We start from the raw sequence: 15,027 nt of genomic DNA on the forward strand, positions 1-15,027 counted from the left end.
GCGATGAAGCACGGCTTCATCGCTTCACTGCATGTAGACGGCGAAATCAGTTGCCGTTAACTTCGTCAAAGTATTTTTGTGCACCGGCGTGCACAGGAATACCGATGCCTTCAAGGCCCTTTTCGGCTTTGATCAGCTGGCCCTTGGCATGCGTGATCTTGTCCGTGTTTTCATAGATGGCCTTAGTGATGTCATAGACGACATCATCAGGAATATCGTTCTGGATGACGAGCATCGCACCTACGGATACCGTCGGAACGTCTTCCGTCAGGCCATATGTTCCGGATGGAATTGTATCTTTTGCATAGTAAGGATACTTCTCGATCAGCTCATCCGCTTTGGCATCTTCAACCGGTACAATGTAGACTTGCGTCGTTGCGTTCAAGCCTTCAACAGCGCCTGTCGGCGTACCGGAAGTGATGAATGCTGCATCAACCTGGCCGGACTGGAGGCTTTCTGTGGATTCGCCGAAGTCAAGGTTCTGCGCATCGATGTCATCCATTGTGAGCCCGTGAATTTCAAGCAGCTGCTCCGCGTTCGCATACGTACCGGAACCCGGTGCACCGACAGAGATTTTCTTGCCTTTCAGATCATCATAAGACTTGATGCCGGATTTCTCTGTTGTGACAAGCTGAACGGTCTCCGGATAAAGCGAACCCAGCGCCGAGACGTTGTCGATCGCCTGACCGTCAAACATCAGTTCACCTTTGTTTGCGTAATAGGCGATGTCCGTCTGGACAAAGGCGATTTCTGCCGTATCATCCGCAAGTGCGGTCATATTGGCCGCGGAAGCCTGGGAGCTTTCAGCTGTTGTCTTAATGCCGGTCTCTTCGGAAATGAATTCTGCAAATGATCCGCCGAGCGGGTAATACGTGCCTTGCGTTCCGCCGGTCAGAATACTAAGGAATTTAACGTCGCTGGAACCTTCGTCTCCTCCGTCTTCACTGCTGCCGCTGTCGGCACTGTCGCCGCCCCCACAAGCCGCCAGCATGAATAGAGAAACGATTCCGATAAAAGCCAAGAATCGGAATTTCTTTTTCATAGTTGCTCCTCCCCTTCTCTATTTAATTAGTCATACTATTGCTATTCTACTGAGCCATTATTCACATGTCAACGCTTTCTTGGAAACGCTTTATCGTTTACTTCGCCCCATCCACATCGCTTTCGGGCGCCGTCTCCTCCGGAGGCAATGCCTTGAACGTTTCCCCTTTCTCTTCAAGATCCCGCGTGCGGTGTGCGATTCTGGACGAGGCGCATGCCGCCACGCTTGCGACAAGATCATCCAGGAACGTATGGACACCGATCCCTTTTTTAGTATCCAGGTGGTTGATGACACCGATTTTGTTCTTGTCCAGGTGACCGAATGTCGTTACCGCGATGCTCCCGTACGTATAGACGGCACCAAGTGCAATTGTCTCATCCACTCCGAATAGGCCTTCATCCGAATCGACGATCGACTGGAGGGGCTCGGACAACTGCTTTTTCTCAGCCAGTACATCGAGCTCGATGCCGACCAGAAGCGCATGCTGAACTTCCCTCTTCTCGAGAACGCTTTCGACGGATTCGATGCAGTGTGCAAGCTTCAGGCCATCGTTGTATGGCGCCTGCATCTCATAGACGATTTTGGCAATGGCTTCAATACTGACCCCCCGGCGTGTAAGGGCCTCTTTTGCAGCTTTCGTAACCGTAGCCGACGGGACTTTCCTGTTGTGGTCAAACATGTCAATTTCCCCTTTCTTTGTTGGACGCATGCACATATTATACCTGCAATATTCAGTATGCTACAATTTTATCTATACGTTTCATGAGGAGGACACGGTTTGAAAAAAGGACGCATTAACGAACTGACATTACAGAGCGAGGCGCTCGGTGAGGAGATGGAACTGCTTGTCTATCTTCCCGAGAACTATTCCGACCTTTATAAACACTCGGTGCTGATTGCATCAGACGGGAAGGACTACTTCCAGTACGGCCGGATGACGAGGCTTCTGGAAAAATTATATGAAGAAAATGCAATCGAGCGGCTCATCGTCGTCGGTGTTCCCTACAAAAGCGTAAGTGAACGGAGAAGGATGTATCACCCCGACGGCGACAGGAATAGCGACTACATCAGATTTATTGCCCATGAACTCGTTCCGTTCATCGATTCCGAGTTCCCTACTTACCAGATGGGTGCCGGCCGGGGACTGATCGGGGATTCCCTTGCGGCCACGGTATCGCTGATGACCGCCTGCAAATACCCGAACAGTTTCGGCAAGGTCGTCTGCCACTCCCCTTATGTGGATGAACAGGTCATGACAGCTGTCGAATCAGTATCTGATCCCGCAGCTTTCGACATCTATCAGGTCATCGGAACCGGCGAGACGGAAGTCCCGACAACGACTGGTGAAATCGATGATTTTCTGAATCCGAACCGAAAATTAAGGAAGTTAATCGAGAAAAAAGGGTTTTCGTCATTCTATGAAGAATTTGATGGCAAGCACACCTGGAAGTTCTGGCAGCGCGATCTTGAACGCGCCATCCGGTTTGCTTTCGGAAAGTGAAGATTAACCAATCGGCGAACTTTCTGATATCCTTATGGGAGAACATATAAAGGAGGTCTTCGCATGAAATACGGAATTGTTGCATTCCCTTCCAAAAAATTGCAGGACAGGGCCAACACATACCGCAAACGCTATGATGCACACTACGCCCTGATCCCGCCCCATATGACTATCCTGGGGCCTTTCACGCTGGATGGGAAGGAGATGAAGGAGGCGGCTGACGAATTGCTGCAGGTTGCAGCCAAACAAAAGCCGTTCGAACTGAAAGTAATGAGAGCCAGCACGTTCGCTCCAATTACAAACGCAATCTACCTCAAAATCGAGCCGAATGATGAGATCCTCGGACTCCGCGAGGCCCTCAGTCTCGACTTCATCAAGAATATTGAAAACCATCAATACGTGCCCCACATCACGATTGCCCAAAAGATGTCCGACGGTGAGCACGACGACATCATCGGACAGGTTAAGATGGATAACTTCGAGCATACAGAGACGATCGATCGGGTCCATCTCCTCTATCAGCTTGAGGACGGTCCTTGGACAGTCTACGAAACCTTTACACTGTCGGGAGATGAGTGATCGATGGTAAGCCTGAAGCTCGCTTCGACTGAAACAGAACGTGAGGATGCCTTCACCGTCCGCAAAGCGGTCTTTGTTGAGGAGCAGGGCGTGCCGATCCATATCGAGCTGGATGAACTGGATCAGGAAGCTGTCCATTTTATCGCCTATGACGGAGAGCGTCCGATAGCTGCAGGCAGGATCCGGGACATCGGCGACGGTGTCGGCAAAGTCGAGCGGGTCTGCGTCCTCCCTGAATACCGGGGCCGTCGTCTCGGACAGCAGATGATGGTCATGCTGGAGGAACATGCACGAAAAGCCGGTCTCGGCAAAATCCGGCTCAATGCACAAAACCATGCTGTCCCATTCTACGAGAAGATCGGCTACACCGTGACCTCACCGGAATTTATGGATGCAGGTATTCCTCACCGCGTGATGGAAAAACCGATTTAACGCAAAAATCCGCGCAGACCCTGAGTGGTCTGACGCGGATTTTATATTGGAGCTTAGTTGTTTTTTTCAATCATCCGTTGGATATCCCCGACATTCAGGGAATTGCCGTTTTTCAGGATGGATTCTGCTATCTGGTCCTCCAACTGCTTGGATACATCCTTTTTAGCAAGCTTCCCGACCTTCCGGATGATCTTCCTGACTTGTCGCTCATCCTGAAAATTGGCGTGCTGGACTGCATTGGCCAGTGCAAACAATTCATCCATCGAGACGCCCGTCTTGTTCTCGATTTTTCGGAAAAACGACTCGTTCATCCATTCTCCTCCTTAGTAGTTGTAGCTCTTGCCTACAATAATCAGCAGGATGAACAGGATGACGATCAGCACGAACATCTTACCGCCGTAGGACTTACCGCCGTAGCCGCCACCGCCATAGCCGCCGCAGCCCCAGCCACCACCGTAGCCGCCACCGCCGCCGTAACCGTAACCGAACATTGCACTCCCCCCTTTCCTGTTCCTTGTAAGGTATGGCGGTATATCGATTGGTGAGAGGGCGATTGCCCGCTTTTTTTTGAATACAAAAAAGTCCCGCTGCTTTTTCTGGCTCGCATCGGGACTTAATTTGTTATGGGCGGCCTTTGGAACGGAACAGGAGCGAGGCGATGAAGCCGAAAAGTATTGCGGCACTGATGCCGGAACTTGTCACTTCGAACATTCCGGTGATGACCCCGACCAGTCCATGCTTTTCCGCTTCCTGGAGGGCACCATGTGTCAGTGAATTCCCGAAAGACGTGATCGGGATGGTCGCACCCGCCCCCGCAAAGTCAATCAGCGGTTCATATAGCCCGAACCCGTCGAGAACCGCACCTGAGACGACCAGCAGGCAGAGGGTATGGCCGGGGGTAAGCTTGGCGACATCGAACAGCAGTTGCCCGATCACACAGAAAAGCCCGCCAACGACAAATGCAATCAAAAAGGATGCCGTCATCTTCCTTCCCCCTCTCCCATCACCAGCTCGACAGCATGGCAAGTGCAAGGGATGCTTTCTCCCTGCTGGAAGGATAGCGGTGAAAGCAGGGCACCGGTCGCCATCAGGAGTGCACGCCTGTATTCCCCTTCCATCATGCGGCTGTACACGTCTGAAAAATAAACGGCAGCGGAACAGCCAGCTCCGCTTGCACCGGCAAAGAAAGCGGGATCCCCTCCATAAAACTCTTTTCCCGCATCCCTCCAGCGCTCCCCTTCAACTGCATACCCGGCTTCGGATGCCATTTTCCTGAACAGCTGCGTCCCGATGGCTCCGAGGTCGCCGGTGATGATGACATCGTAATCTTCAGGTTCCGTACCGGCCGCTTCCAGATGCCTCCTGAACGTATCAAAGGCTGCCGGCGCCATGGCGGCGCCCATGTTCAGCGGGTCGGTCAGGCCATAGTCGACGACCCGCCCGACAGTGGCCTGACAGATCGACGGATAGCCCGGCTCGTGAGGGGTGACGGCGGCGAATCCTGCAGCTGTCACTGTCCATTGTGCGTTTTGAGGCTTCTGGAATCCGTACTCGACCGGATACCTGAACTGCCGCTCAATGGCACTGTGATGGCTTGCCGCTCCAGCAAGCACGAGTGATGCGGCGCCCACTTCCGTAAGCAAAGCGGCATAGGCAAGAGCGGAAGTCGACGTCGCACATGCCGAAAACAGCCCCACATAGGGCAGGCCTGTTGAAGCGGCCGCGAAATTGGATGGTGTCATCTCATTGACCAGATCCCCGCACACCAGATAATCCGCATCACTGATCGTCTTGCCTGCCTTGTTGAGTGCAAGGTCGCATGCATCTTCGATCAGCTGCCGGTGGGCCTGCTCATTTGTTTTCTGGCCGATCAGATCCGAGTCGTACAGGCGATCGAACTGATGGCTGAATGGGCTGTTCTTCTTTTCCGTCGGACCTGCGGCCACAGCAGCCGCACGGATTGTCGGTCTGTTGCCAAAACGGATCACACCCCTTGCTACCATCCGACCACCCCTAATTTTACTAGGATCGTCTTGATGAGAGCCACTACAAACGCAGAAAAGACGCCAAACACGATGACTGAACCGGCCAGCTTGAACATATTGCCGCCCACCCCAAGCACGTAGCCCTCCGTCCGGTGCTCGATTGCGGCAGAAATCATCGCATTCCCGAAACCTGTCACCGGTACGGCTGACCCCGCTCCGCCGAATTGTGCGATGCGCTTATATTTCCCGAATCCAGTCAGCAGCATGGCGATGAAGATCATCGTGGCGACGGTCGGATTCCCTGCAGTACGCTCCGTGAAATCAAAGAAATACATATAGAAATACATGATTCCCTGCCCGATTGTGCAGATGATTCCGCCTGTCACGAACGCTTTCACTAAGTTCAGGGCTATTGGCGTCTTCGGCGTGATTTGCTGCTCCAGCTGTGAATATGCCTGGCGGTCCATCAGGTTTCTTCCTTCGAGAGAGATTTGATTGTTTCCACTTTTTTATGCAACTTGTCTTCCTCCTCGAGCTCGTCCAGTTTATCTGTTTCCCAAAAGATTTTCAGATCAGTCGACAAGGTGACAGTCTCTTCCGGGAACGCCTTTTCCAATTCTTTAGTGAGCTCTTCTTCAATCTTGGTCTTGGAGAACCGGCTAAACGGTTTGACCTGGACACCGACCAGAAGATCCTCATGTACGAAGACCGCCACCGCAGAGACAATCCTTCCGTCCTTTTCTTTGAGCACTTCCTCCACCTTCTGGTTTTCTTCGGGTTCCCCGCCGGATACACGGATCTCTCCGGCGCCGGCACCGCAGCCCGCAAGCAGCAGGCAGGTTCCTGCAATTGCAATCACCCGTTTCAAGGCGCCACCTCCCATTTATTGCTCAGTATGCCCGCCACTGCGATTGCCTATGCAATCTGTGCGTTCGCCCGGTCACCTGCCCGGGTGGCGCATATTGTAGACAGAGACCAACAGGGAGGAGGTGTTCAGAAATGAGCTGTTGCGGAAAGAAAGATTTTGATTCCTCTTCCTTCGATCACTGCCTCTGCGACGTGGTCAAAGCCGTAAAGCACATCCAGGACGCCGGCACTGATGATTTTTGCGACGACTGCCCGACCAGCTGTTTCACAAAGCCGCTCGGTGGTCTCGGCAGCCCAACTGCTTTCAATACCCGGGTCATCAACCTGCTGACGAAAACTGGCGATCCATTTAAGGTCCATAAACCAAATTGTGAAAAAGACGCTACTACTTATCCTACCTTCACATGCTTCCGGGTTGAGAAAATCATTGGTGACTGCTGTGTAATGCTTCGAGCGGTCTTCAAAGAGGGTTATACCTGGAAAGCAACTGGACTTTGCGTTACTGTCGATATCCGCTGCTTCTGCGGTATCATCTGTGTCGCTGATGCATTTGTTGATTTGTGCCCGTACGACTGATCACCGCCGCATGGAGTGTCCCGCCGCCCGGAACTGTCCGGGCGGTGTTTTTAATTTTATAAAAAGTAATGAGCCGAAAATGAAAAAACTGACGGAAATATTCCGTCAGCTTTCAGGTTGTTCGTTTTTTTAAGATCCATACGGAAACGGTTTGCCTTTCCACCAGATGGCCTCAAGCTCATCGACGTCAAGTTCCCGCTGCTGTTCATCCTCGATCTGTTCTTTAATGAAAAGTCTGCCGTCATCCAGCTGCTCGATTTCTCCAATGATCTCGCTGCCATCCTTTAGCCGGAACTGGATCGGGCGGTACACTTCCCGCTGGAAGGGGCGCGACAGGAAGCGCAATTGTGTAAGCAATCTGGTGGTCTCTTCAGGCCGCTTCGGCAGTTCATAGACCGATGTGCTTTCTTCTTCATCGTCAACCGCTTCCTGGACTTCTTCGTCTGCCGCTTCCCGGCTGTAGACCGGCTCGGAAACAAAATAAGCAGGCGGTGCATCCACGTACAGCAATGGCCCTCCGTCTCGTTCTGCCATGGGCTCACATCCTTTTTCCCCCATCGTATGCCTGCCGGTGCCCATCGGTCACAGTTGGGAGAGAAACACCGTGGCAAGACCCAGATAAATCAGGATACTGATGATATCGTTCAACGTCGTAATAAACGGACCCGATGCGACGGCAGGGTCGATTTTCAGCCGGTGCATCAAAAGAGGGATAAACGAACCTGCGAGGGTCGCCACGAAGATGGAACCGACGATCGCCACGCCTACCAGAAGCCCAAGAACGAGCTCGTGCTTCCAAAAATAGATCAGCCCGACGACGAAGATACCGCAGACCGTTCCGGTGATAAGCCCGGTTCCCGCTTCCCTCATAAGCAGTTTCATTCTGCTTTCTTCCTCGATGTCGCCCGTCGCGATCCCTCTGACAGCAACAGCAAGGGCCTGTGTCCCGCTGTTTCCGGCCATTCCCGCAATAAGCGGGATGAAAACCGCGAGAAGAGCAACCTGATCGAGGGTCTGCTCAAACCGGCCCATCAGATTGGCTGTCACCATCCCGAGGAATGTCAGCAGGATCAGCCAAGGCAGGCGCTTTTTGGCCGCCGCAATCGGATTCCGGTCAACCGTATCCATATCCGATACACCCGCAAGTTTGGAATAGTCATCAGAGGCTTCTTCTTCGAGGACATCGATAATATCATCGACCGTGATGATCCCGAGAAGATGCTGCTGGAAGTCGACGACCGGCATTGCGAGGAAATCATAGTCCTTCATCGTCCGTGCGACTTCCTCTTGGTCGTCGCTGACCAAAACGCTCACAACGCGTTCATTCATAATATCCGACACAATCGCATTTTCATCCGCGATGATCATATCCCTCAGCGACACGACACCCGCCAGGCGGTTTTCGTCATCGGTAACGAAAATATAATAGATCGTCTCCGCTTCCGGGGCTGCATTCCGGAGAATGGTCATTGCAGATCGGACCGTCGAATTTTCGGGAATTGTGACATATTCAGTCGTCATAATTGCGCCGGCCGTATACTCCTCATAATGCAGGAGGTCTTTGATTTCGCCGGCGTCCTCGTCGTCCATCAGGGTCAGGTAGGTCAGGACCTTTGACTTATCGAGCTCATTCAGCACGTCGACCGCATTGTCCGCGTACATTCCCGCGAACATGTCCGCGGCGTACCGGGTATCCATTTCGTTCAGGTAGACATCAAACTCGTCATCCGCAATCTCGGATACTTCGAAAATCTCCGCGAGTTCCTTCGGGGACAGAAATTCATACATTTTCCGGCGAAGCTCGGGCCCGGCTTTCTCATAGTATTTCGCCTGGTCATACGGGTGGCCTGCAAGGAATTCTTCCCTGAATGCCTCGGGGTCACCCTCCTCCAATAATCGGGTGACCAGATCCTCATCTATATAAGTCTCTTCCTGCTCATTCATTGTTTCCGGCATGCCGGGCCCTCCTTTCGGTCAATCCATCCGCAAAACTCCCGCAAACGTGTTGGAGAACGGCCGTAAGGGGTAGAATCAGGTTAAGTCATTTTCTGATCATCAGTGCGGAATGGGGTGTTTTCTTGTTGAAATTGGATATATTCGGCGACCTTCACGGTTGCTATGATGAATTTCTGGAGCTGTTCGGTAAACTGGGATACCGTATGGAAAACGGACGATGTGTCCATCCGGAAGGCCGTCTGCCGGCCTTCGTCGGAGATGCGACGGACCGCGGTCCGAAGTCGGTCGAAATGCTGAAGTTCCTATTTATGCTGCAGGACGCCGGACAGCTAATTTATTCCCCGGGAAATCATTGCAACAAACTATACCGATATATGCTTGGGAACAATGTCCAGCAAAAGCATGGATTGGAGACGACCGTCGCAGAACTCGGAGCCCTCTCAGGCAAGGAGCGGGAGCATATCCGCAAGCGCTACATCCGCTTTTACGAAACGCTCCCGCTCTATCAGATGCTGGATGATGGAAAACTGATCATCGCCCATGCCGGAATTCGCGAGGACCTGATCGGCAGAAAGAACGGCAGCCGCCTGCGCACATTTGTCCTGTACGGGGACATCACCGGTGAAACCCTTCCTGATGGCCGCCCCGTCAGACGGGACTGGGCAAAAAAGTATAAGGGAGAACCGTTTATTGTCTACGGCCACACGCCTGTCCCGGAAAGCCGGTTCATCAGCAACACGGTCAACGTCGATACCGGCTGTGTGTTCGGCGGCAAACTGAGCGCCCTCCGTTATCCCGAAAAAACGGTGGTGAGCGTCCCATCCCTTCAGCCGTTCCAGCCGGAAAAGTTCAGCGACTTCAGCTGACCTTCCCATTCACCTGCGGTATCCGGCAGCTGCAAGCATATCCCCGGGAACCGGGCTATTGATGTCAATAGGCGCACCTGTAAGCGGATGATTGAATGAAAGCCCGGCACAATGGAGCGCCTGGCGCCCAATCCGCTCCGCGCTTCCGCCGTACAGCGTATCCCCTTCAAGCGGGTGGCCGATATGGGCAAGGTGCACACGGATCTGATGGGTCCTTCCCGTATGGAGGATTACCGAGAGTCTGGAAATCTCCTCCCCCGGGAGTCCGGGCGTATCCATCACACGGATTTCCGTGACAGCCTGCTGGCCATCTGCACGCACCATCCGCTCAATGATGCTGCCTTCCTTTCTTCCGATCGGTTCATCAATGAAAAAATGCCGGACGCTGAAACTGCCGCGTGCAATCGCCTCATATCGTTTGAGAACGCCGCCCTCTTTCATCTTCTCTGACATGAGATGATGGATGTGGCGGTTTTTTGCGATACAGACGATGCCGGACGTTTCGCGGTCGAGCCGGGTGACAATATGTACTGTCGCCGGCGTCCCTTCTTTCCGGAACTTTCCTGCGACAGAATTGGCAAGTGTGCCTGACGGGGCACCCTTTGAAGGGATGGTCGGCTGTCCGGCCGGCTTGTCCAGGATGAGCAGCGCCTCGTCCTCATAGAGCACCGAGAGCTCGCCCTCTTCCGGGAACAGTCCCTCAGCAGGTTTTTCCGGAGGGAAAATGACAGTGACCACATCTCCGGCCCGGAGTTCATGCTTCACCGTCTTTTCCTCGCCGTTCACCAAGATCTCGCCGCCCTGGTATTTGACGGCGGTCAGGGTCCTGCGCGAAATGCCGCTCTCCGCCAGAAAGTCCCTTAATCCGACACCATCCGCCTCCGCGGTGAACGAAAGCCGGAATCTGTTGTCAGCGGACATCGCTATCAATGAAGGAGTCATGGACCCGCTTCCAGAACGGGAACGGGCGGAAGCGCGCGAAGCGTACCCGTTCGTCTGCAACCCGGTAGCTGATCGTTTTGACGTCCTTGTGTAGAAGGTGCAGGTGGTCGACTGTCACCATAAAGTCTGGCCCCTTCACCGGCTTCAGCACACAGGTATGGTGGGCCGGCAGGACGAGCGGCGAGCCGACTGTCCGGAACACCCGGTTATTGATCGATGCCATTTCCGTCAGCTGCATGGCCGGCAGCGCAGGGTGGATGATCGCACCGCCCAGCGATTTGTTGTAGGCTGTGCTGCCGGAAGGCGTCGAGACGCAAAGCCCATCCCCCCGGAAACGTTCGAACGGCATGCCATTCAGCTCAACATCCATGACAAGCGTCACGTCCGGAGATTTGACGGTTGACTCGTTCATCGCCAAATAAACGGCATCGTTCATGTCATTCCGGTATTGGATGGACACTTCCAGCAGCGGGTACTCAATCACATCATAATCGTGCTTGGCAATCGAGATGACCAGTTTTTCAATTTCAGGCGGCTGCCAGTCGGCGTAAAAACCGAGATGTCCGGTATGCACCCCTACAAATGCCGTGTCTGCAAGCCGGTCGCGATACCGGTGGAAAGCATGGAGATGCGTTCCGTCTCCCCCGATCGTCAGGACGATGTCCGGCTCTTTTTCGTCGTACACGAGTCCGAAGTCGTTCAGGTATTGTTTTGCCCGTGCCGCAAGATCATTGGACAGATCATCGCCTCTCGACTGGATCGAATACCTCATCACTCGCTGCCTCCTTTGCCGGACTTCCCGAGATTATCCCTCGAGTCACCCTTGTACGTACTGAAGTAACGCTGGGCCTCCTGGATTTCATCGCGGATCTTCGACATCTCTTCATCAAGTGAAAAGGCCGCCTCTGCCGCACTTTGCAGTCGCACTTTGATCTCCTCGGGGAAATCCCCCTTGTATTTATAATTCAGCGAATGCTCGATTGTTGCCCAGAAGTTCATCGCGAGCGTCCGGATCTGAATTTCTACGGGAATCACAATCTCGCCGTGGATTGTCTGGACAGGGTATTCGACAATCATATGGTAGGACCTGTAGCCGCTCGGCTTATTCTTCGAAATGTAGTCACGCTCTTCGGTCACGGTCATGTCCTTGCGCCTGCGGATGCATTCGACGACCGCTCCGATATCATCCACAAACTGGCACATGATCCGCATGCCCGCAATGTCCGGAATCTCTGTTGCCAGCCGCTCCGAAGGTTCAAATGGAATGCCCTTCTCAAGCGCTTTGTCATAGATGCTTGCGAGAGGCTTGACCCGTCCCGTAACAAACTCTATCGGAGCATGCTCGATCTCGGTTGCGAACTGTGCACGCATGCCCTTCAACTTAATCTTCAGTTCATCGACCGCCTGCTTGTACGGCTCCAGAAACCGTTCCCATTGTCCCATTGGTCACTCCCCCGTTCGGTGAGGCGCAGCTCAGGCGCCCAGGATCTGACTGAATGCCTTCTCGACCGCTGTCGAGAAAGCTTCACCATAGTTGTCATTGCCTTCGATATTAAAGACCAGCATCTCCAACTCGTCCGCGAAATTCATTAGCTCAAGCCTGTGTTCCCCGGCGGAGAGAACAGGAGTTTGTCCGCTCTGCATGGCTGTCGCCATCTGCGGCCAGATTTCTTCCGGAAAATGAACATGGACAAACCGTTCCCCGTCGTCCAGCAAATAGACAAACGTTCCGGAATCGGTGTCCGTGATCATTCTTCCGGCGGGCTGCATCCCGGAAATCCCGGCCCCTTCCTGCAGGTGAAATTCGGTTACATTGCCGGATGTTCCGGCGCTCTGAACGATTGGCTGATTCATCACGATGTCTTCTTCCTTTCTCTACATACCATTCATCTCACTTTAGTCTATCACAGCCGGCATCCGCACGCAGTTCCAAATGGGTACAAAAGTCCCCGCTGCTCTCACTGAATCGATTTATTTGTAGAACCGGAATCCGGTTGATAGAATGAGTCTACAATAACAGGCAATGGATTTAGCAAAGGAGCATGCACCATGACCCGGAAACCCATCATTCCTTATGAAGAGATCGGCCCGGAGCTGCTGTCCGATCTCGTCGACACGTTCTACGGGAAAGTCGCCCGGCATCCGATGCTCTATCCCATATTCCCAGATGACCTGACTGAAACCACCAGAAAGCAGAAACAGTTTCTCACCCAGTTCCTGGGGGGTCCCAATCTGTATTCCGAGGAACATGGACACCCGATGCTGCGGGCACGGCACATGCCGTTCCCGATTACCTACGACCGCGCTCAAGCCTGGCTCGAATGCATGGCCGAGGCGATGGACGAGGTGGGATTGGAAGGGAAAATCCGTGAAGACTTCTATAACCGGCTGATCCTTACCGCAAACCACATGGTCAACAGGACCGGGCCGGATGAGGAGGGGTCCGCTTGAGCTTCCTGCCGAATACTTCGAATATGCTGGAAACGGAGAACTCGGTCAAACCGCTTGAACTGTATGTCTTCATCGACCCGACTGATGCGGACTGCTATGGACTGGTCCCGGTACTCCGGCGTCTGCAGGTGGAGTATGAAAAATATTTCACCTACCGAATCATCATGAAGACCTGTCATTCGCAACAGAAAAGCCTCTGCCAGGATCCGCAAGACACACGTGTGCCGCACCCTGCCCTGCCGGCAGTGGCCGTCAAGGCGGCGGAATTCCAGGGGAAGCGGGCGGGTTTCAAATACCTCTCCAGGCTTCTCGACTATCGGTTCCTGAAAGGGCGCGATGTCACGACACCGGAAGTCCTTCTCGAGATTGCCGAACTGATCGGAATCGACACAGCAGAATTCACCCAGGATTTCCGCTCGGTCAATGCCGCCAAATCGTTTCAGTGTGATTTGTACATCTCCCGGGAGATGGAAGTCCACCAGGCACCGAGCTTCGTCTTCTTCAACAACAATTTTGAAGATGAGGGTCTGATGGTGGAAGGCATCCATGATTATGAGATCTACGTAAAAGTCCTGGAGGAGCTGCTCGGGGAACAGATGGAGAAGTCGGTTCCCCCTTCTCTCGATGAGCTCTTCAGAAGATATGACTCGCTGACAACCGGCGAAATCGCCGCGATCTACAAGGTGAATATCCGGACGGCGGAACGTGAACTGAAAAAACGCCTGCTGCAGCGCCGTGTCGAATGCATGCCTGTCCGGGGAGCCACCCTTTGGAGAAGAAAAATGGATTTATAACGAAATCAGCCGGGATCCTGTTCAGGATCCCGGCTTTATTTTGCATATATGTATAATTGGGCCAGGGGCTCTTCCGCCCAGTCCCCTTTATATTCAAACTTATCACCTGTACATCATATTCATTTAGACAAAAAGAGCACCCGCTCCGGGGGAGGAGCGGGTGCCTTTTTCGTATTACACGAAGGGGATGGGGGAAATGTTCACGTTCAAACAAAAGGGGTGTTTGTTTTCGTGAAATATTTCACGCTCTTAATTTATCACGAAATAATTGTTTGCGCAAGATTTCACATGAGAATTCACAGGGTTGTCATATTGTGAACGTTTTCACAGTAAATATTACTATTACAGCAAAAGGTTTCTGAAAGATGAGAATTGGAACTCCCTTGTCACCTTCAATTTCTCATAAGGTCAGACTGTAGACAAAGTAAGGTATAGAAATCCTCCGGATTTCCGCTGCGGACCCTCGCTTACCGCGGGCGTTGCCTTAGCCTCCTCGAGCTGCACTCTGCGGGGTCTTCGGCTAACGCTTTTCCCGCAGGTGTCTCGGGCCCTCCGCTTCAATCCGCCATACGGCTTATTGAGGCTATCGGTATCTGTTTATATAATCGAGTTAACAGACTCCAAAACGGGTGATGAATATGCGCTCGAAATCCAATGGAACCAATTGCTATCAGTTGGAAACGGTTTTCGCTTGATGAGATTGTCCCGGAGGACCATCTGGTCAGAAAACTTGAGAAGGCCATTGACTTTTCATTCATTTACGATCTTGTAGAGGATCTGTATTCGGACCGCGGCCGCCAGTATCGATCCGGTTGTCCTCATCAAGCTACCATTTCTGTAATACACCTTTAGCATCCATCGGTCGTACTTTCCTTAATCTCCTTCTCCTATTCACGGTCTACTTTTCCGCAGGGAACGGCTTCTTTCCATTCTCCTCCCGGTCGGCGTTGATCTTCATCTTTGTGATCTTCTACCGTACCCTAAAAGGTAGCGGATCGTGGGCTGCTCCGGGCGGAGCATGTGTTTATCGACTCCA

The 15,027-nt window shown here is 52.9% G+C and carries 21 protein-coding genes and 1 pseudogene; 8 read left to right on the top strand and 14 right to left on the bottom strand.

Annotation, left to right across the window (positions count from 1 at the left end; translation table 11 throughout):
* Positions 1-46: 46 nt before the first annotated feature.
* A complete protein-coding gene (locus tag AV656_RS05590) occupies positions 47-1,042 on the bottom strand; it encodes a TAXI family TRAP transporter solute-binding subunit (RefSeq protein WP_063179691.1) in 996 nt (331 codons plus the stop codon).
* Positions 1,043-1,139: 97 nt separating this feature from the next.
* Positions 1,140-1,721 carry a phosphatidylglycerophosphatase A gene (locus tag AV656_RS05595; protein WP_063179694.1) on the bottom strand — a complete coding sequence of 194 codons (582 nt, stop codon included), beginning with the start codon at positions 1,719-1,721 and terminating at the stop codon, positions 1,140-1,142.
* A 99-nt stretch (positions 1,722-1,820) separates the two neighbouring features.
* Here AV656_RS05595 and AV656_RS05600 point away from each other — a divergent pair, with 99 nt between their 5' ends.
* The 3 genes from AV656_RS05600 (at position 1,821) to AV656_RS05610 (ending at position 3,554) form a co-directional block, all read left to right on the top strand.
* Positions 1,821-2,543 carry an alpha/beta hydrolase gene (locus AV656_RS05600; RefSeq protein ID WP_063179696.1) on the top strand — a complete coding sequence of 241 codons (723 nt, stop codon included), beginning with the start codon at positions 1,821-1,823 and terminating at the stop codon, positions 2,541-2,543.
* Between the two features lie 63 nt (positions 2,544-2,606).
* Positions 2,607-3,122, top strand: coding sequence for a 2'-5' RNA ligase family protein (locus AV656_RS05605; RefSeq protein ID WP_063179697.1), 516 nt, complete (start codon positions 2,607-2,609; stop codon positions 3,120-3,122).
* 3 nt (positions 3,123-3,125) lie between these two features.
* The gene (locus AV656_RS05610; RefSeq protein WP_063179699.1) at positions 3,126-3,554 is read left to right on the top strand and encodes a GNAT family N-acetyltransferase; all 429 of its coding nucleotides are present in this window, start codon (positions 3,126-3,128) and stop codon (positions 3,552-3,554) included.
* Positions 3,555-3,607: 53 nt separating this feature from the next.
* Here AV656_RS05610 and AV656_RS05615 read toward each other — a convergent pair whose 3' ends face one another.
* The 6 genes from AV656_RS05615 to AV656_RS05640 all read right to left on the bottom strand — a co-directional run bounded on the left by AV656_RS05615 (position 3,608) and on the right by AV656_RS05640 (position 6,407).
* Positions 3,608-3,865: a stage VI sporulation protein F gene (locus AV656_RS05615; protein WP_063179701.1), complete on the bottom strand. Its 258-nt coding sequence runs from the start codon at positions 3,863-3,865 to the stop codon at positions 3,608-3,610.
* Positions 3,866-3,877: 12 nt separating this feature from the next.
* Positions 3,878-4,045, bottom strand: a complete 168-nt coding sequence (gene yjcZ, locus AV656_RS05620; protein WP_063179703.1) for a sporulation protein YjcZ — start codon at positions 4,043-4,045, stop codon at positions 3,878-3,880.
* A 130-nt stretch (positions 4,046-4,175) separates the two neighbouring features.
* Positions 4,176-4,538 (bottom strand): stage V sporulation protein AE, encoded by a 363-nt coding sequence (gene spoVAE / locus AV656_RS05625; protein WP_063179705.1) that lies wholly within the window; start codon positions 4,536-4,538, stop codon positions 4,176-4,178.
* Positions 4,535-5,557 carry a stage V sporulation protein AD gene (locus AV656_RS05630; protein ID WP_063179707.1) on the bottom strand — a complete coding sequence of 341 codons (1,023 nt, stop codon included), beginning with the start codon at positions 5,555-5,557 and terminating at the stop codon, positions 4,535-4,537. The genes spoVAE and AV656_RS05630 overlap by 4 nt, the downstream gene beginning before the upstream one ends.
* Positions 5,551-6,006: a stage V sporulation protein AC gene (gene spoVAC, locus AV656_RS05635; protein WP_063179708.1), complete on the bottom strand. Its 456-nt coding sequence runs from the start codon at positions 6,004-6,006 to the stop codon at positions 5,551-5,553. Before spoVAC ends, AV656_RS05630 begins: the two co-directional genes overlap by 7 nt.
* Positions 6,006-6,407, bottom strand: coding sequence for a hypothetical protein (locus AV656_RS05640; protein WP_063179711.1), 402 nt, complete (start codon positions 6,405-6,407; stop codon positions 6,006-6,008). Before AV656_RS05640 ends, spoVAC begins: the two co-directional genes overlap by 1 nt.
* A 131-nt stretch (positions 6,408-6,538) precedes the next feature.
* Between AV656_RS05640 and AV656_RS16080 the strand changes: the two genes are divergently transcribed.
* A complete protein-coding gene (locus tag AV656_RS16080) occupies positions 6,539-6,982 on the top strand; it encodes a CotY/CotZ family spore coat protein (RefSeq protein ID WP_082818624.1) in 444 nt (147 codons plus the stop codon).
* A gap of 129 nt (positions 6,983-7,111) precedes the next feature.
* On the opposite strand, the gene AV656_RS05650 is transcribed toward AV656_RS16080, so the two are convergent.
* Both AV656_RS05650 and mgtE read right to left on the bottom strand, forming a co-directional pair.
* On the bottom strand, positions 7,112-7,516 hold the full coding sequence (locus AV656_RS05650) for a hypothetical protein (protein ID WP_063179716.1): 405 nt from the start codon (positions 7,514-7,516) through the stop codon (positions 7,112-7,114).
* A gap of 48 nt (positions 7,517-7,564) precedes the next feature.
* Positions 7,565-8,938, bottom strand: a complete 1,374-nt coding sequence (gene mgtE, locus AV656_RS05655) for a magnesium transporter (RefSeq protein WP_063179718.1) — start codon at positions 8,936-8,938, stop codon at positions 7,565-7,567.
* Between the two features lie 125 nt (positions 8,939-9,063).
* Here mgtE and prpE point away from each other — a divergent pair, with 125 nt between their 5' ends.
* Positions 9,064-9,804, top strand: a complete 741-nt coding sequence (gene prpE / locus AV656_RS05660) for a bis(5'-nucleosyl)-tetraphosphatase PrpE (protein ID WP_063179720.1) — start codon at positions 9,064-9,066, stop codon at positions 9,802-9,804.
* A 9-nt stretch (positions 9,805-9,813) separates the two neighbouring features.
* Here prpE and AV656_RS05665 read toward each other — a convergent pair whose 3' ends face one another.
* Genes AV656_RS05665 through AV656_RS05680 form a run of 4 tightly spaced genes read right to left on the bottom strand, consistent with a single transcriptional unit; the run spans position 9,814 to position 12,600 of the window.
* Positions 9,814-10,746: an RluA family pseudouridine synthase gene (locus AV656_RS05665; RefSeq protein WP_063179722.1), complete on the bottom strand. Its 933-nt coding sequence runs from the start codon at positions 10,744-10,746 to the stop codon at positions 9,814-9,816.
* A complete protein-coding gene (locus AV656_RS05670; protein ID WP_063179724.1) occupies positions 10,715-11,518 on the bottom strand; it encodes an NAD kinase in 804 nt (267 codons plus the stop codon). The genes AV656_RS05665 and AV656_RS05670 overlap by 32 nt, the downstream gene beginning before the upstream one ends.
* On the bottom strand, positions 11,518-12,189 hold the full coding sequence (locus AV656_RS05675; RefSeq protein WP_063179726.1) for a GTP pyrophosphokinase: 672 nt from the start codon (positions 12,187-12,189) through the stop codon (positions 11,518-11,520). Before AV656_RS05675 ends, AV656_RS05670 begins: the two co-directional genes overlap by 1 nt.
* 30 nt (positions 12,190-12,219) lie before the next feature.
* On the bottom strand, positions 12,220-12,600 hold the full coding sequence (locus AV656_RS05680; RefSeq protein WP_231877266.1) for a hypothetical protein: 381 nt from the start codon (positions 12,598-12,600) through the stop codon (positions 12,220-12,222).
* A gap of 195 nt (positions 12,601-12,795) precedes the next feature.
* On the opposite strand from AV656_RS05680, the gene AV656_RS05685 reads away from it, so the two are divergent.
* The 3 genes and pseudogenes from AV656_RS05685 to AV656_RS16085 all read left to right on the top strand — a co-directional run.
* A complete protein-coding gene (locus AV656_RS05685) occupies positions 12,796-13,197 on the top strand; it encodes a globin (RefSeq protein WP_063179730.1) in 402 nt (133 codons plus the stop codon).
* Complete coding sequence (locus AV656_RS05690; protein WP_063179732.1) at positions 13,194-13,991, top strand: DsbA family protein; 798 nt, start codon at positions 13,194-13,196, stop codon at positions 13,989-13,991. Before AV656_RS05685 ends, AV656_RS05690 begins: the two co-directional genes overlap by 4 nt.
* Before the next feature lie 654 nt (positions 13,992-14,645).
* Positions 14,646-14,829 (top strand): annotated as a pseudogene (locus AV656_RS16085) (hypothetical protein); the annotation flags it as partial.
* Positions 14,830-15,027 lie beyond the last annotated feature (198 nt).

Source organism: Bhargavaea cecembensis, from assembly GCF_001619585.1.
Lineage (GTDB): Bacteria > Bacillota > Bacilli > Bacillales_A > Planococcaceae > Bhargavaea > Bhargavaea cecembensis_A.

What these genes read in the sequence shown, in the direction of transcription:
- AV656_RS05610 (WP_063179699.1), top strand. Translation starts at nt 3,126, where the DNA reads ATGGTAAGCCTGAAGCTCGCTTCGACTGAAACAGAACGTGAGGATGCC.
- AV656_RS05670 (WP_063179724.1), bottom strand. Translation starts at nt 11,518, where the DNA reads ATGAGGTATTCGATCCAGTCGAGAGGCGATGATCTGTCCAATGATCTT.
- AV656_RS05590 (WP_063179691.1), bottom strand. Translation starts at nt 1,042, where the DNA reads ATGAAAAAGAAATTCCGATTCTTGGCTTTTATCGGAATCGTTTCTCTA.
- AV656_RS05605 (WP_063179697.1), top strand. Translation starts at nt 2,607, where the DNA reads ATGAAATACGGAATTGTTGCATTCCCTTCCAAAAAATTGCAGGACAGG.
- AV656_RS05665 (WP_063179722.1), bottom strand. Translation starts at nt 10,746, where the DNA reads ATGACTCCTTCATTGATAGCGATGTCCGCTGACAACAGATTCCGGCTT.
- AV656_RS05685 (WP_063179730.1), top strand. Translation starts at nt 12,796, where the DNA reads ATGACCCGGAAACCCATCATTCCTTATGAAGAGATCGGCCCGGAGCTG.
- AV656_RS05615 (WP_063179701.1), bottom strand. Translation starts at nt 3,865, where the DNA reads ATGAACGAGTCGTTTTTCCGAAAAATCGAGAACAAGACGGGCGTCTCG.
- yjcZ (WP_063179703.1), bottom strand. Translation starts at nt 4,045, where the DNA reads ATGTTCGGTTACGGTTACGGCGGCGGTGGCGGCTACGGTGGTGGCTGG.
- spoVAE (WP_063179705.1), bottom strand. Translation starts at nt 4,538, where the DNA reads ATGACGGCATCCTTTTTGATTGCATTTGTCGTTGGCGGGCTTTTCTGT.
- spoVAC (WP_063179708.1), bottom strand. Translation starts at nt 6,006, where the DNA reads ATGGACCGCCAGGCATATTCACAGCTGGAGCAGCAAATCACGCCGAAG.
- AV656_RS05650 (WP_063179716.1), bottom strand. Translation starts at nt 7,516, where the DNA reads ATGGCAGAACGAGACGGAGGGCCATTGCTGTACGTGGATGCACCGCCT.
- AV656_RS16080 (WP_082818624.1), top strand. Translation starts at nt 6,539, where the DNA reads ATGAGCTGTTGCGGAAAGAAAGATTTTGATTCCTCTTCCTTCGATCAC.
- AV656_RS05675 (WP_063179726.1), bottom strand. Translation starts at nt 12,189, where the DNA reads ATGGGACAATGGGAACGGTTTCTGGAGCCGTACAAGCAGGCGGTCGAT.
- AV656_RS05595 (WP_063179694.1), bottom strand. Translation starts at nt 1,721, where the DNA reads ATGTTTGACCACAACAGGAAAGTCCCGTCGGCTACGGTTACGAAAGCT.
- AV656_RS05630 (WP_063179707.1), bottom strand. Translation starts at nt 5,557, where the DNA reads ATGGTAGCAAGGGGTGTGATCCGTTTTGGCAACAGACCGACAATCCGT.
- AV656_RS05680 (WP_231877266.1), bottom strand. Translation starts at nt 12,600, where the DNA reads ATGAATCAGCCAATCGTTCAGAGCGCCGGAACATCCGGCAATGTAACC.
- mgtE (WP_063179718.1), bottom strand. Translation starts at nt 8,938, where the DNA reads ATGCCGGAAACAATGAATGAGCAGGAAGAGACTTATATAGATGAGGAT.